Below are 13199 nucleotides of genomic sequence, written 5' to 3' on the forward strand. Positions count from 1 at the left end.
TATCGCAGCTTGCCCACTCAGGCGGGGGTGTCGGCAGGGAAGGCGGAGCCGGGGGAAGCGTCGAGGCGTGTGGGATGACATCGCGCGGCGCGAAGCGCTCGGCAGGGCCGCCGTGTAATCTATGCTGCTGCTATTGGACGCTGGCGCCGCGATGCAGGTCGGCTTCGATCTGGAGCTTGGTCCCGCCGCCGAACCGCGCGCGATAGACCTGCAGGTTCTCCATGATCCGCTGCACGTAGTTCCGCGTCTCGGAGAAGGGGATCTGCTCGACCCAATCGACCGCGTCGACCTTGGGATCGCGCGGATCGCCGTAACGCTCGATCCATTTCTTGACGCTGCCGCGGCCGGCATTGTAGCCGGCGAAGGTCAGGATGTAGGAGCCGCGGTAGTCCTCGAGCAGGCCGCCGAGCTCGGCGGCGCCAAGCGTGGCGTTGTAGACCGAGTCGGTCTTCATCCGGTTGAGGTCGAAGCTGACGCCGGCCCGTTTACAGACATAGCGTCCGGCGTCCGGCGTCACCTGCATCAGCCCGTAGGCCTGGGCCGGTGAGACCACGGCCGGGTTGAAGGCGCTTTCCTGCCGCGCGATCGAATAGACGACGCTCGGCTCGACCTCGGGGCCGATCTGCTTGAACGACGGAATGCCGTTGACCGGATAGGCGTAGTGATCGAACGGCAGGCCGCGGTTGAGCGCGGCCTTGCCGAGCAGCAGCATGCCGCGGGCGTCGCTATGGCGCGAGGTGAGTTCGCCGAGGCCGACCAAGGCATCCGGATCGCCATTCTCGCCCATGTCGGCGAAAATCGGGATCGCAATCTCGCGCTCGTCGAGCTCATAAAGCAATTGCACGGCGCGGACGATCTCCAGCCGCTCCGATCCGCGCCCGCGGGGGACACTGTTCAGCTCAAGCTGCGGCATGCCGAGCTTGGCGCGCGCCAATTGGCCGTAATAGCTGGTCGATTGCTCGGCCGCCCGGCCGTAAGCCGCGCGGGCTTCCTGCGTGCGGCCCGCGGCTTCCGCCGCGCGGCCCTGCCAATAGCCGGCGCGCGCTAGTGCGGTCGGGTTCGCACTGCCGACGCCGATGCGCGCGAAGTGCTGGGCGGCGACCGCCGGATCTTTCAGGAACCGCAGCGCAATCCAGCCCGCGGTGAATTCCTGCTCGGTCTTGTAGATGTCGCGGGACGGAAGTGCGGCGTCCCGCGCAATCAGATAGGCGGTGCGGTGTTCGCCGACGTCCAGCATCTTGCGCGACAGGAGGCGCCGCTCGATCCACCATTCGTTGAGATTGTGCAGGCGGTTCGGATCTTTCGGCGCCGCCAGCATGAGCTGTGCGGCCTCGTTGAACTTCTCGTCGCGGCGGAGCCACTGGATCCTGGCGAACATGTAGCCGGGGTCGTTGTGCAGCTCCCGCGGCACCGCGTCGAGCAGCGTCTTGAGGTTGGAGGATTTCTTGTTGGCCGCAACGCGCGCTTTGGCCAACGCGACATGGCCCGAGCCGAGCCGCTTGGCGGCGCGCATGCCGCCGGCTTCCTGCTCGGTGCCGTAAAGCAGCGTGTCCATCCGCGTCTTGTGGTCGCCCGCCGTCAGCAATGCGCCGAACATATCGAGCGCCATGCTTTCGGTGTCTTCCGACATGCCGTCATTGCGCCAGGCCTCGCGGATCAGCCGTTCGGCATTGGTGCGATCGCCGCGCGCGAGCATGGCCTTCGCCAGCGCGAACTTGCCCTTGGCCGAAATCGGCGATTCGTTTCCGAACCAGGACCAGACCGTGGCGTCGTCGCGGCGGTCGTCCCACAGGGCTGCCTCGATGCGCCGGCGCAGGAAGGTCTGCGACGGCCAGCTCGGATTGGCCGAGACAAAGGCACGATAGCGCTCCACGGAGGCGCCATTGTTGTCGCTGCGCAGGATCAGCCATTCCGCGAGCTTGCGGGCGACCGGATCCGATATCGCAGCCTGCATCTGGGCGGCGTCCGCAGGCTTCTGCTTGCGCACCAGCTCGATGACGTTTTCCAGAGCGTCCTTGTCGGCCTGCGACGTCGAGGAAGTCGCGGCAACCGCTGCCGGCGCCACCTGCTTGCGCGGGGGCGGCAAGGCGGCATGCTGGCGGGTCGCGGGTGCCAGAACTGGCGGCGCAGGAGCGGGCGCGGCCGCCGCCGCGGGGGTGTGTGCGGCGGGAGCGCTGGTCTGTGCCGTGGACTTTGGAACGACATTGCGGGCGATCGGCCGCGGCTTCGGCAGGGGAACTTTTGGCTTGGCCCAGGCATCCAACGGCAACGCCGCCAGTCCGACGGCCAGCGCGAGGCTCGTGGCCAGTGCGGTCGATCGCAAGGCGGCGGCGCGGGCGGAAGGGATCACGGCATTCCTCTGCGGCGGCGAATCATTCAATCGGTCCAGCCTTAGGTCTATTTGATTGAATATGTGGACAAAATGCTAAAACGTCGCGGCCAAACCTGTTTGCGCCATCACCGCGGCAAAATCGCGGCTGCCGCCTTGTTGAGGAGGGCGGCTCGGCCAGCCTGAGAAAGAGCGTCGAAACAAAGCGCTAGCGCCATACGGCACGGCCTTTCGCCCGGTCACCAGACCCGATATGAATTGAAATCCAGTTTCGGTCGTGCCGTTTCTTAAGCGTTGGAGGAAAGTCCATGGCAGCCAAGACAAAGTTCCGGGGATCGCTCACCGCCTTGGTCACGCCATTCAAGAACGGCTCGCTCGACGAGGCGGCCTTCCGGGGGCTCGTGAGCTGGCAGATCGAGCAGGGGTCACACGGTCTCGTTCCCGTGGGTACCACCGGCGAAAGCCCGACGTTGAGCCATGCCGAGCATCATCGGGTGGTAGAGATGTGCATCGATGAGGCGAAAGGACGCGTGCCTGTCATCGCCGGCGCGGGCTCGAACTCAACGCGCGAAGCCGTCGACCTTGCTGTTCACGCCGAAAAGGCCGGTGCCGATGCCGTGCTGGTGGTGACGCCGTACTACAACAAGCCGACCCAGGAAGGGATGTATCAGCATTTCAAGGCGGTGAATGACGCGATCGGGATCCCGATCATCATTTACAATATCCCGCCGCGCTCCGTCGTCGATATGTCGGTCGAGACCATGACCCGGTTGTTCGAGTTGAAGAACATCGCCGGCGTCAAGGACGCCACCGCCAATCTTGCCCGGGTGTCGCAGCAACGCCATGCGATGGGGCCGGATTTTATCCAGCTGTCCGGCGAGGACATGACTGCACTGGCCTATATGGCGGCGGGAGGACATGGTTGCATTTCGGTGGTCGCCAACGTGGCGCCGAAGCTGTGTGCCGACCTGATGTCAGCCGTTATGCAGGGCGATTACACTACCGGACTGAAGATCCAGGACCGCCTGACGCCGCTGCATGATGCCGTCTTCAAGGAGCCCGGCCTCGCGGGAGCCAAGCATGGCCTCAAACTGCTGGGGCGGCTCGAAGAAGAAGTACGCCTGCCTTTGATGAACGTGACCCCGCCAACCGGCAAGGTGATCCGCGATGCCATGGTGCATGCGGGCCTGATCAACTAAGCCGGCAAGGGTTTCGTGTGAACCACGAAAGGGGGGACTCGACATGCTGAAGGAATTCCGCGAATTCGCGATGAAGGGTAACGTCGTCGACCTCGCCGTCGGCGTCATCATCGGTGCGGCCTTCGGCGCCATCGTGACCTCGCTGGTCGGCGATGTGATCATGCCGATCATCGGCGCGATTACCGGCGGTCTGGACTTCTCCAATTATTACACGGGCTTGTCGAAGTCGGTGACGGCGACCAATCTGGCCGACGCCAAAAAGCAGGGCGCGGTACTGGCTTGGGGCAATTTCCTGACGTTGACGCTGAACTTCATGATCATCGCTTTCGTGCTGTTCATGGTCATTCGCGCCATGAACACGTTGAAGCGGAAGGATGAAGCGAAACCTGCCGAGCCGCCGAAGCCGTCGGCCGAGGTGGCGCTGCTGACCGAGATCCGCGATCTCCTCAAGAAGGGCTAACGTGGCCGAGAAGAACGAGCGTCCGATCAAGGTCGTCGCCGAAAACCGCAAGGCGCGGTTCAACTACGCGATCGAGGACACCATCGAAACCGGCATTGCGCTGACCGGCACGGAAGTGAAGTCGATCCGCAACGGCAAGACCACGATTGCGGAATCCTATGCCGATACCAAGGACGGCGAGATCTGGCTGATCAACGCTAATATTCCGGAGTATCTGCAGGCCAACCGCTTCAACCACGAGCCGAAACGGCCACGCAAGCTGCTGCTGCACCGAAAGCAGATCAACAAGCTGATGGGCGCGGTCGATCGCGAAGGCATGACGCTGATTCCGCTGAAACTCTATTTCAACGAACGCGGCCGCGCCAAGCTCTTGCTGGCGGTCGCCAAGGGCAAGAAGCTGCACGACAAGCGCGAGACCGAAAAGAAGCGCGATTGGGGCCGGGAGAAAGGCCGCCTGATGCGGGCACGGGGATAGAAAGGTCTATCCGTCATTGCGAGCGAGGCAATCCATTGTGCTGCAGGGAAGTGTGGATTGCTTCGCTTCGCTCGCAATGACGGCTGATGGAGAATGGTGTCCATGAACCAGAAAAACCTGCTCGAAGTCGACTGGAGCAAAATCCCGGCGCCGACGGACGACGGCGCCGCGGCGCATCTGGCCGGCATGATGATCCCGCCGGTTACGCTGCATGCCACCGACGACAACTCGGTGACGTTGTCGGCGCTTGCCGGCCGCACGGTCGTATTCGCCTATCCGCGCACGGGGGAGCCCGGCAAGATCAGTCTCGTCGACGATTGGGATATGATTCCCGGCGCGCGCGGCTGCACGCCGCAAACCTGCTCGTTCCGCGACCTGTTTGCGGAGCTGAAGGCCGCCGGCGCGACCCACGTGTTCGGCCTCTCCACGCAGGACAACGTCTACCAGACCGAGATGGCGTCACGGTTGCATCTGCCGTTTCCGGTCCTGTCGGACGAGAAGCTTTTGCTGACCCACGCCCTGAAGCTGCCGACCATGGAAGTGGCCGGGCTGACGCTGATCAAGCGGCTGGCGCTGATCGTCGACAACGGTCGTATCAAGCACGTCTTCTATCCGGTGTTTCCGCCCGACCGGAACGCCGCCGACGTGCTGGCGTGGCTGGGAGAAAATCCGGCGTAAGCGTGTCTTGGTCTTGTAGGGTGGGGCGGCCCTACGCCAGGTCTGTCAACGGGCTCGTTTGATCAACGGGCATTCACTATCAGCCAACGCGGAGTAAATGTCGCCGCTCGGAACTCTTTCGAGGACATTATAGTATTCCCAGGGGGCCTTGACGTCGGATGGATCCTTCACCTGGACAAGGTAGAAGTCGTGCACCAGCTTTCCGTCCTCGCGGATCTTCGCGCCCCTTGCGTAGAAGTCGTCAACGGGCATCGAACGCATTTTTTCCAGCACCGGATCCGTTGCATCCGTATCAACCTCGGCAACGGCTTTCAGATAGTGACCGACACCCGAATAAACCGCCGCTTGCGGTGCCGTGGGCATTGCGCCGCGAAGCTTGTAGAAGCGCTGCGCAAAGGCCCTGGTCTCGTCGTTCAACGCCCAATACCACGCCGTAAGGGTCGTCAGGCCCTTGGCAATTTTCGGGCCCATCGCATGAACATCGGTGATGAACATCAGCTCGGCGACAGGCTTTTGGCTGCCCGTATTCATGCCGAACTCGTTCCATTGTTTCATTAAGGTCACCAGCTGCTCGCCAGCATTGGCGAAGGCGATGGCCTTGGCGCCGGACGCCTGGGCCTGCAGAATGAACGAACTATAATCCGCAGTGCCGATCGGGTGATACACGGCGCCGAGCGACTTGCCTCCTGTCGCCGCGAGCACGCGCTGCGACTCCAGCACCATATTCTTCCCGAACGCGTAATCGGCCGCAATGAAGAACCACGTATCGTAGCCTTGCGAGACCAGCGTACGGATCGGTCCCGACACCAGATTGTAGGAATCGTGGAGCCAGGCCAGGCCGTTTCGGGAACATTGCTTGCCGTTAAGTTCGGTGGTCGCGACGGCCGAATAGACGGCAATCTTGTTCTTGTCGCGCGCCAGTGACTGGATGGCGAGGCCAACGGCCGAGTTGGACACGTCGGCGACCATGTCGACGCCATCGACGTCGAACCATTTCCGGACAATTCCTACGCCGATATCCGGTTTGTTCTGATGGTCCGCGGCGACGATCTCGACCTTGATCGACGGCACCGATTTCTGAAAATCCTCCGCCGCCATCCTGGCGGCAGCGATCGACCCTGGTCCGCTCAAATCGGACAATGGCCCGGTCTGGTCATTGATGATGCCGATCCGGACGACGCCACCGGAGAGTTCGCCAGCGTGGGCCGCCGGGAAGGATCCGATTGGTACCCCAAAGATCAAAAGAGCAGCAACCTTGAGTGTCGCTCTTCTCGGGTTCGCGCGGCCATTCCAAATCATGCGGGTACCTTTCCAGGTGTGGCGCTACGTTTCCGGCCCTCTAACCAACGGGTTAAGCAACCGTCATCGCATTCGATTTGAGCTTTAGCGCAGCCTTCTGCACCGCCGCGGCGCGCTTGCGAAGCCAGGGTTCGGCCTCAAGGCGCATTTGGGAAAGCAGTTCGGGCGGCGCATTCTGCACCGTGATATCGAACGGCGGCTGCGGTTGGTATTCCAGCATGAGCTGGAGTTTCTTCGCGACGTCTTCGCCGCACAGCTCGGATGCGACCTGAAAGCCAAAATCAATTCCGGCGGTAACACCACCGCCGGAAATGCGGTTACGGTCGATCACGACGCGTTCGTTGACCGCGATGGCGCCAAAGGCGGCAAGCTGCTCACTCATCAGCCAATGGCAGGCCGACTTGTATCCGTCGAGCAGGCCGGCGGCGCCGAGGATTAGGCAGCCCGCACAAACCGAGGTGACGTAGCGAGCCGATCCGCCCTTGTCGCGAACGAACGTAATCACCTCGTCATCGCCCAGGAAGTCGACCAGCCCCGGGCCGCCACCGATGCAGAACACGTCCAGATCCGGGCAGTCGGCGAAAATGGTGGTCGGCAGCAGCGGCAGGCCGACGTCGCTGATGACAGGTTCGATGCGTTTCCAAAGCAAATGCACGCGAACGTTCGGAAGGCGGGCAAAGACTTCGAAAGGTCCGGTGACATCCAGTTGGGTCATCCCGGGAAAGAACAGAATTCCGATCTCGATCGGCTTGCCGGACATCGTGCACCTCCGTTTTGAACGAAGGCAGGTTGACAGGCCGGTGGGTTTGCCGAAATGTCATAATACACGCATTTCCTGCCAAGATTTGCTCTGACAAGGCCCGCTCATGGCTCGTTCCCAAGCCCGCCGTCTGGTCTTCGTTCTCTTCGAGGATTGCCTGCTGCTCGACTTCGCCGGGCCGCTGCAGGCATTTGAGCTTGCCTGCGAAAACGCCGAGGCCGGCCGTGCGCCCTATGTCTGGCAGATCTGCTCGTTGAAGGGCGGGCCGGTTCGAACCTCGTCCGGCCTGGAGGTGATGACAACCTCCCTTTCCGACTGCGACCGCATCAATATCGACACGCTCGTCGTCGGTGGCGGGCCCGGCGTTCATCGTGCTTCTGCGGAGGCCGCGCTTGTCGACTGGTTTCGCTTGGCTGCGCCGAACGCAAGACGTGTCTGCTCCGTCTGTACCGGTACGTTTGTTCTGGCTGCAGCCGGCCTGCTGCATGGGCGACGTGCTGTCACCCATTGGGGCTCCTGCGAGCTGCTCAGCGCCCAATACCCCGACGTTTCGGTCTTGGTCGATCCGGTCTTCGTTCACGACCGCGGAGTTTGGACATCTGCGGGGGTGACGGCAGGCATCGACCTTGCGCTCACCTTGCTGGAAGATGATCTCGGACACCGCGAAGCCATGCGTATCGCGCGACGTTTGGTGGTGTTTTTGAAGCGACCCGGGGGGCAGGCCCAATTCAGCGTGCCGCTGTCACTGCAGTCGTCCGAAGACAGGGCGTTCGAAAATATCTCGACCTGGATGCAGGATAATCTCCGCCGTGATTTGCGTGTGGAGAGTCTGGCCGAAAGAGCAGGAATGAGCCCCCGCACATTCGCGCGCGTATTTCGGCAAAAGACCGGCCGGACGCCCGGCAAAGCGGTGGAGGAGCTTCGCGTCGAGGCCGCCCGCAGGGCGCTGGAAGAATCCGTTGCCAGCATCAAGGAAATCGCGGCTCGCGCGGGATTTCAAAGTGAAGAGCACTTGCGGCGCGCTTTCCGCCGCCGTCTACACGTGTTGCCGCAGGATTATCGGGCTCGATTTTATCAGGGGCAAAGGCAATAGCCGGCAGGGCGGATTAGCAAAGCGAAGCGTGCCCATCACCTCTCTCCGAAATCGTTGGCGTCAATGGTGGGCACGCTTCGCTTTGTCCACCCTACGAATCGAGATCATTCCGCACCTTCGCAAACACGTTGCGAAACATCTCCGGCGTCAGCACCCGCGTATTGGTGTTGTAGCGCGAGCAGTGATAGCTGTCGTAAAGCCTGACGTCGCCGGCCTCATGCACGGCGCCGTGCGCAAACGGCGCGGCCGCATTGCGCAGGCCGAGCGCCTTCAACGTCGAGTCATGGGCGATGCGCCCGAGCGCCACGATCGCGCGAAGCTTCGGCATGGTCGCAATGGTCTTCACCAGAAATTGCCGGCAGGTGTTGATCTCGGCGGGCAACGGCTTGTTCTGCGGCGGCACGCAGCGCACCGCGTTGCTGATCCGGCAACCGACCAGCTTCAGTCCGTCGTCGGGACGCGCCTGATAGACGCCTTTCGCAAAGCCGTATTCGAGCAGGGTCGCATACAGCAGGTCGCCGGCGTAGTCGCCGGTGAACGGGCGTCCGGTGCGGTTGGCGCCCTGCATGCCGGGCGCGAGCCCGACAATCAAGAGCTGCGCGTTTGCATCGCCGAACGAAGCAACCGGCGCATTGTGCCAATCCGGCTCTTTCGCGCGCGCCTGCGCGCGAAATTCGGCGAGCCTCGGGCAGAGCGGGCAATCGCGGCCGGGTTCGAAAGAAGCAGGGGCGGGGAGACGAGCCATGTGTCCAAAGCGTTTTCGAGCGAGAGCCGGCCGCGGACCTGGATCCGCGATCGAGGCCGGTCGCGTCGACTACGCGCGCCAAACAAAAAGCCCCGGTTCTGTTTCAATCAGAACCGAGGCTCTAGCAGCGTACTGGCCTATTCTCAATCGTCGAATTCGTCGTCGCCGCCGCGCGGCGCCACGGTGGTGGCACGCTGCAGGAATTGCGGGGAGTGATGCCGCGGCTCGCGCGGGGCCGGACGCTCGGACGGATCGCGGCCCAGCTTTGATTGCAGTTCGACGAGATCGGTGAAGACGTCGGCCTGGCGACGCAGCTCGTCGGCGATCATCGGCGGCTGGCTCGAAATGGTCGAAACGACCGTGACGCGAACACCACGACGCTGCACCGCCTCCACCAGCGAGCGGAAATCGCCGTCGCCCGAGAACAGCACGATCTGGTCGACATGCTCGGCGAGTTCCATGGCATCGACGGCGAGTTCGATGTCCATGTTGCCCTTCACCTTGCGTCGGCCGGAAGCGTCGATGAATTCCTTGGTCGCCTTGGTGACGACGGTGTAGCCGTTGTAGTCGAGCCAATCGATCAGTGGACGGATCGAGGAGTATTCCTGATCCTCGATGATCGCCGTGTAGTAGAACGCACGCAACAGCGTCCCTCGGCTCTGAAATTCCTTGAGAAGGCGTTTGTAATCGATGTCGAAGCCGAGCGTCTTGGCCGTTGCGTAGAGGTTGGCGCCGTCGATGAATAGCGCAATCTTGTTGGAAGCGGGTGACATCAAATGGTTCTCACGTTGTTGTTAGCTTTTCTAGCGCAGCGGCCATCGACCGCGCGCACTTTCCAGTTCTGTTGCCTAAAGTTCGGTGAATCGTGCCCCACGACAGTCACCACTGCAATTATGGTGCGGCGAGGGCGAAAAACCTATACTTTTGACTGTGCAATGGAGAGATTTACTTGTCGTGTCCGGCAACCCTGCCGCGTCTGGACGCTCCGGCCATTTTGGCCCCGAAGCTGGGGTATCAGAGCCCATTAGGAAGGCAAATCACAAATTTAGTCTTGCGAAATAGCCTCCGCCGCTATAACTAGCCCCCAATACCGACATATTTGGCCCCAAACAACGGAGCGACAGTCTATGGCGCGCGTCACCGTGGAAGATTGCATTGATAAGGTCGATAACCGGTTCGACCTGGTGTTGCTGGCGGCTCATCGCGCCCGTATGATTTCGTCCGGTTCACAACTCACGGTTGACCGTGACAACGACAAGAACCCGGTCGTTTCGCTGCGGGAAATCGCCGATTCCACTATTTCCCCGGAAGACCTGCGCGAGGAACTGGTTCATTCCCTGCAGAAATTCGTCGAGGTCGACGAGCCAGAGCCCGATACCGTGCCATTGATTGGCTCGGCCGGGGCCAGCGTCGATGCCGACGACACCGAGGTCGCTGTCGAGCGCATGACCGAGGAAGAGCTCCTCAAGGGTCTGGAAGGCCTGGCGCCGCCGGAAGAGCAGCCTGAAGAGGACGAGTAATCCGGAACATTCCGGACCGTCTCAAACTCCCCGATTTGCCAAAGGCCCGGACATCTGTCCGGGCCTTTGCTTTTGTTGACATTTTTGCGGTTACAATGCGTCCTTGTGCGGCGCGGCCGAAATGGGCTGACTCGCCTGGCCGGCAGGTCACCGGGTGGGCTTTGGATGGCCGCCGCCCAAGCGAAATTGAACCGTTTTGCGGCCCGAGCGGCGTGCATCGCCGTTCGAAAACGCATTAGATACGTAACGGCGGGACCCGTCCGGGTCTGGTGGAAGAAGGCAGTGATTGGATGGCGTATTGGCGCCGCAACTCCCGGCAAATGCAGGCCGCGACCAACCAGGTCGCGGTCGCGCCGACGTCTCCCGTGGCGGAGAAGCCGAAATCGCCGCGCTCGCGCATGATGCGGCAATACGATCTGGTCGAGCGGGTCAGGTCGTATAATCCCGATACCAACGAAGACCTGCTGAACCGCGCCTATGTCTACGCCATGAAGGCGCACGGCACGCAGACAAGGGCGTCCGGCGATCCCTATTTCTCGCATCCGCTCGAGGTCGCGGCGATCCTGACCAACCTCAAGCTCGATGACGCCACCATCGTAGCTGCCCTGCTGCACGACACCATCGAGGATACCGAGGCGACGCGCGCGGAGATCGACAACATCTTCGGCCACGAGATCGGCGCACTGGTCGAAGGGCTCACCAAGCTGAAGCGGCTGGAACTGGTCTCGCGCGAGGCCAAGCAGGCCGAGAATTTGCGCAAGCTTTTGCTCGCGATTGCCGACGACGTTCGCGTGCTTTTGATCAAACTCGCCGATCGCCTGCACAACATGCGCACGCTGGAATTCGTCCCGCACGCCTCCCGCCGCCGCATCGCCGAGGAGACGCTGGACATCTATGCCCCGCTCGCCGGCCGCATGGGCATGCAGGAGATGCGCGAGGAGCTCGAGGATCTCTCGTTCCATACGCTCGATCCGGAAGCCTATGCGGTGGTGATGCAGCGGCTGGACTCGCTGGCTGAGCGCAACCGCAACTTGATCGGCGAGATCGAAAGCCAGCTCTCCAAAAATTTGCAGAAGAACGGCATTGCCGCGCGCGTCTATGGCCGCCGCAAGCAGGCGTTTTCGATCTGGACCAAGATGGAGCGCAAATCGGTCGGCTTCGAACAGCTTTCCGACATCTACGGCTTCCGCGTCGTGATGCCGGATGTCGAAGCCTGCTACCGCGCGCTCGGCGTCGTGCACACCACCTGGCCGGTAGTGCCGGGCCGCTTCAAGGACTACATCTCGACGCCGAAGCAGAACGATTACCGTTCGATCCATACCACCGTGATCGGTCCCGGCAACCAGCGCGTCGAGCTGCAGATCCGCACCGAGGAAATGAACCAGATCGCCGAATTCGGCATCGCCGCGCATGCGTTCTACAAGGAAGGCATGGGCTCGCCGACCGAGCGGCTCAAGCACGAATCCAACGCCTTTGCCTGGCTCCGCCATACCGTCGGCATCCTGTCCGAAAGCGCCAATCCGGAAGAGTTTCTGGAGCACACCAAGCTCGAGTTGTTCCACGACCAGGTGTTCTGCTTCACCCCGAAGGGCAAGCTGATCGCGCTGCCGCGTCAGGCCAACGTGATCGACTTCGCCTATGCCGTTCACACCGATGTCGGCAACTCGGCGGTCGGCTGCAAGATCAACGGCAAGTTCGCGCCTTTATCGTCAGAGCTGCAGAACGGCGACGAGGTCGAGGTTTTGACCTCGGTCGCCCAGTCGGCGCCGCCCTCGGCCTGGGAATCGCTGGCGGTCACCGGCAAGGCCCGCGCCGCGATCCGCCGCGCGACCCGCACGGCGGTGCGCGATCAATATGCTGGCCTCGGCCGCCGCATCGTCGACCGCCTGTTTGCCCGCGCCAAGATCGAATACGCCGACGACAAGCTGAAGGGTGCACTTCCAAGACTGGCGCGCATCTCGATCGAGGATGTGATGGCCTCCGTCGGGCGCGGTGAACTGAAAGCCTCCGACGTCGCCCGCGCCATGTATCCGGACTACAAGGAAGAGCGGATGGTGCGCTACGGGGCCAAGAAGAGCCTCGCGGTCAAACTGAAGCTGAAATCGCCGCCGCACCCGGCGCGCAGCGCGTCCGTCATCCCGGTGCGTGGCATCAATTCCGATTTGCCGGTCAAGTTCGCCCCCAATGGCGGTGCGGTGCCGGGCGACCGCATCATCGGTATCGTCACGCCGGGCGAGGGGATCACGATCTATCCGATCCAGTCGCCGGCGCTGAAGGATTTCGAGGAGGAGCCGGAGCGCTGGCTCGACGTGCGCTGGGACATCGACGAGACCATGCCGCAGCGTTTCCCGGCGCGAATCCTCGTCCACAACGTCAACGAGCCCGGCAGCCTCGCCCAGGTCGCCACCGTGATCGCCGAGCACGACGGCAACATCGACAATATCAGCATGTCGCGCCGCTCGCCGGATTTCACCGAGCTGACCATCGATCTCGAGGTCTATGACCTCAAGCATCTCAGTGCAATTATCGCTCAATTGCGCGCCAAAGCCGTCGTCGCCAAGGTTGAGCGCGTCAACGGATAGGCGGTATCTTCACGTTGGACTTGACCCGGCAATCCATCCTTCTCAATTAGATGGGTGCG

Annotated in this window: 12 protein-coding genes; 7 read left to right on the forward strand and 5 right to left on the reverse strand. The window is 62.2% G+C overall.

Annotation, left to right across the window (positions count from 1 at the left end; genetic code table 11):
* Positions 1-130: 130 nt before the first annotated feature.
* Positions 131-2350 (reverse strand): lytic transglycosylase domain-containing protein, encoded by a 2220-nt coding sequence (locus ACVWVY_RS25090; RefSeq protein WP_456628876.1) that lies wholly within the window; start codon positions 2348-2350, stop codon positions 131-133.
* 287 nt (positions 2351-2637) lie between these two features.
* On the opposite strand from ACVWVY_RS25090, the gene dapA reads away from it, so the two are divergent.
* The 4 genes from dapA to ACVWVY_RS25110 all read left to right on the forward strand — a co-directional run bounded on the left by dapA (position 2638) and on the right by ACVWVY_RS25110 (position 5141).
* On the forward strand, positions 2638-3528 hold the full coding sequence (gene dapA, locus ACVWVY_RS25095; protein ID WP_456628877.1) for a 4-hydroxy-tetrahydrodipicolinate synthase: 891 nt from the start codon (positions 2638-2640) through the stop codon (positions 3526-3528).
* A gap of 43 nt (positions 3529-3571) precedes the next feature.
* The gene (gene mscL / locus ACVWVY_RS25100) at positions 3572-3988 is read left to right on the forward strand and encodes a large conductance mechanosensitive channel protein MscL (protein ID WP_456628878.1); all 417 of its coding nucleotides are present in this window, start codon (positions 3572-3574) and stop codon (positions 3986-3988) included.
* 1 nt (position 3989) lies between these two features.
* Complete coding sequence (gene smpB / locus ACVWVY_RS25105) at positions 3990-4463, forward strand: SsrA-binding protein SmpB (protein WP_456628879.1); 474 nt, start codon at positions 3990-3992, stop codon at positions 4461-4463.
* A 102-nt stretch (positions 4464-4565) separates the two neighbouring features.
* A complete protein-coding gene (locus ACVWVY_RS25110) occupies positions 4566-5141 on the forward strand; it encodes a peroxiredoxin (RefSeq protein WP_456628880.1) in 576 nt (191 codons plus the stop codon).
* Between the two features lie 45 nt (positions 5142-5186).
* Here ACVWVY_RS25110 and ACVWVY_RS25115 read toward each other — a convergent pair whose 3' ends face one another.
* Positions 5187-6440 carry an ABC transporter substrate-binding protein gene (locus ACVWVY_RS25115; protein ID WP_456628881.1) on the reverse strand — a complete coding sequence of 418 codons (1254 nt, stop codon included), beginning with the start codon at positions 6438-6440 and terminating at the stop codon, positions 5187-5189.
* A gap of 52 nt (positions 6441-6492) precedes the next feature.
* Positions 6493-7200 carry a DJ-1/PfpI family protein gene (locus ACVWVY_RS25120; protein WP_456628882.1) on the reverse strand — a complete coding sequence of 236 codons (708 nt, stop codon included), beginning with the start codon at positions 7198-7200 and terminating at the stop codon, positions 6493-6495.
* Between the two features lie 106 nt (positions 7201-7306).
* Here ACVWVY_RS25120 and ACVWVY_RS25125 point away from each other — a divergent pair, with 106 nt between their 5' ends.
* A complete protein-coding gene (locus tag ACVWVY_RS25125) occupies positions 7307-8293 on the forward strand; it encodes a GlxA family transcriptional regulator (RefSeq protein ID WP_456628883.1) in 987 nt (328 codons plus the stop codon).
* A gap of 91 nt (positions 8294-8384) precedes the next feature.
* Here ACVWVY_RS25125 and ACVWVY_RS25130 read toward each other — a convergent pair whose 3' ends face one another.
* Together ACVWVY_RS25130 and ACVWVY_RS25135 are read right to left on the reverse strand one after the other, a co-directional pair.
* The gene (locus ACVWVY_RS25130) at positions 8385-9038 is read right to left on the reverse strand and encodes a uracil-DNA glycosylase (RefSeq protein ID WP_456628884.1); all 654 of its coding nucleotides are present in this window, start codon (positions 9036-9038) and stop codon (positions 8385-8387) included.
* A gap of 143 nt (positions 9039-9181) precedes the next feature.
* On the reverse strand, positions 9182-9811 hold the full coding sequence (locus tag ACVWVY_RS25135) for a LabA-like NYN domain-containing protein (RefSeq protein WP_456628885.1): 630 nt from the start codon (positions 9809-9811) through the stop codon (positions 9182-9184).
* Positions 9812-10165: 354 nt separating this feature from the next.
* Here ACVWVY_RS25135 and rpoZ point away from each other — a divergent pair, with 354 nt between their 5' ends.
* Both rpoZ and ACVWVY_RS25145 read left to right on the forward strand, forming a co-directional pair.
* Positions 10166-10558, forward strand: coding sequence for a DNA-directed RNA polymerase subunit omega (gene rpoZ / locus ACVWVY_RS25140; RefSeq protein WP_024512695.1), 393 nt, complete (start codon positions 10166-10168; stop codon positions 10556-10558).
* 290 nt (positions 10559-10848) lie between these two features.
* Positions 10849-13140: a RelA/SpoT family protein gene (locus ACVWVY_RS25145; protein WP_456628886.1), complete on the forward strand. Its 2292-nt coding sequence runs from the start codon at positions 10849-10851 to the stop codon at positions 13138-13140.
* Positions 13141-13199 lie beyond the last annotated feature (59 nt).

This window comes from Bradyrhizobium sp. URHC0002, from assembly GCF_054059515.1.

Bases quoted from the DNA above. Each gene is read 5' to 3' on its own strand.
- ACVWVY_RS25125 (WP_456628883.1), top strand. From the start codon at position 7,307: ATGGCTCGTTCCCAAGCCCGCCGTCTGGTCTTCGTTCTCTTCGAGGAT.
- ACVWVY_RS25115 (WP_456628881.1), bottom strand. From the start codon at position 6,440: ATGATTTGGAATGGCCGCGCGAACCCGAGAAGAGCGACACTCAAGGTT.
- ACVWVY_RS25130 (WP_456628884.1), bottom strand. From the start codon at position 9,038: ATGGCTCGTCTCCCCGCCCCTGCTTCTTTCGAACCCGGCCGCGATTGC.
- ACVWVY_RS25120 (WP_456628882.1), bottom strand. From the start codon at position 7,200: ATGTCCGGCAAGCCGATCGAGATCGGAATTCTGTTCTTTCCCGGGATG.
- ACVWVY_RS25135 (WP_456628885.1), bottom strand. From the start codon at position 9,811: ATGTCACCCGCTTCCAACAAGATTGCGCTATTCATCGACGGCGCCAAC.
- ACVWVY_RS25145 (WP_456628886.1), top strand. From the start codon at position 10,849: ATGGCGTATTGGCGCCGCAACTCCCGGCAAATGCAGGCCGCGACCAAC.
- dapA (WP_456628877.1), top strand. From the start codon at position 2,638: ATGGCAGCCAAGACAAAGTTCCGGGGATCGCTCACCGCCTTGGTCACG.
- ACVWVY_RS25110 (WP_456628880.1), top strand. From the start codon at position 4,566: ATGAACCAGAAAAACCTGCTCGAAGTCGACTGGAGCAAAATCCCGGCG.
- rpoZ (WP_024512695.1), top strand. From the start codon at position 10,166: ATGGCGCGCGTCACCGTGGAAGATTGCATTGATAAGGTCGATAACCGG.
- mscL (WP_456628878.1), top strand. From the start codon at position 3,572: ATGCTGAAGGAATTCCGCGAATTCGCGATGAAGGGTAACGTCGTCGAC.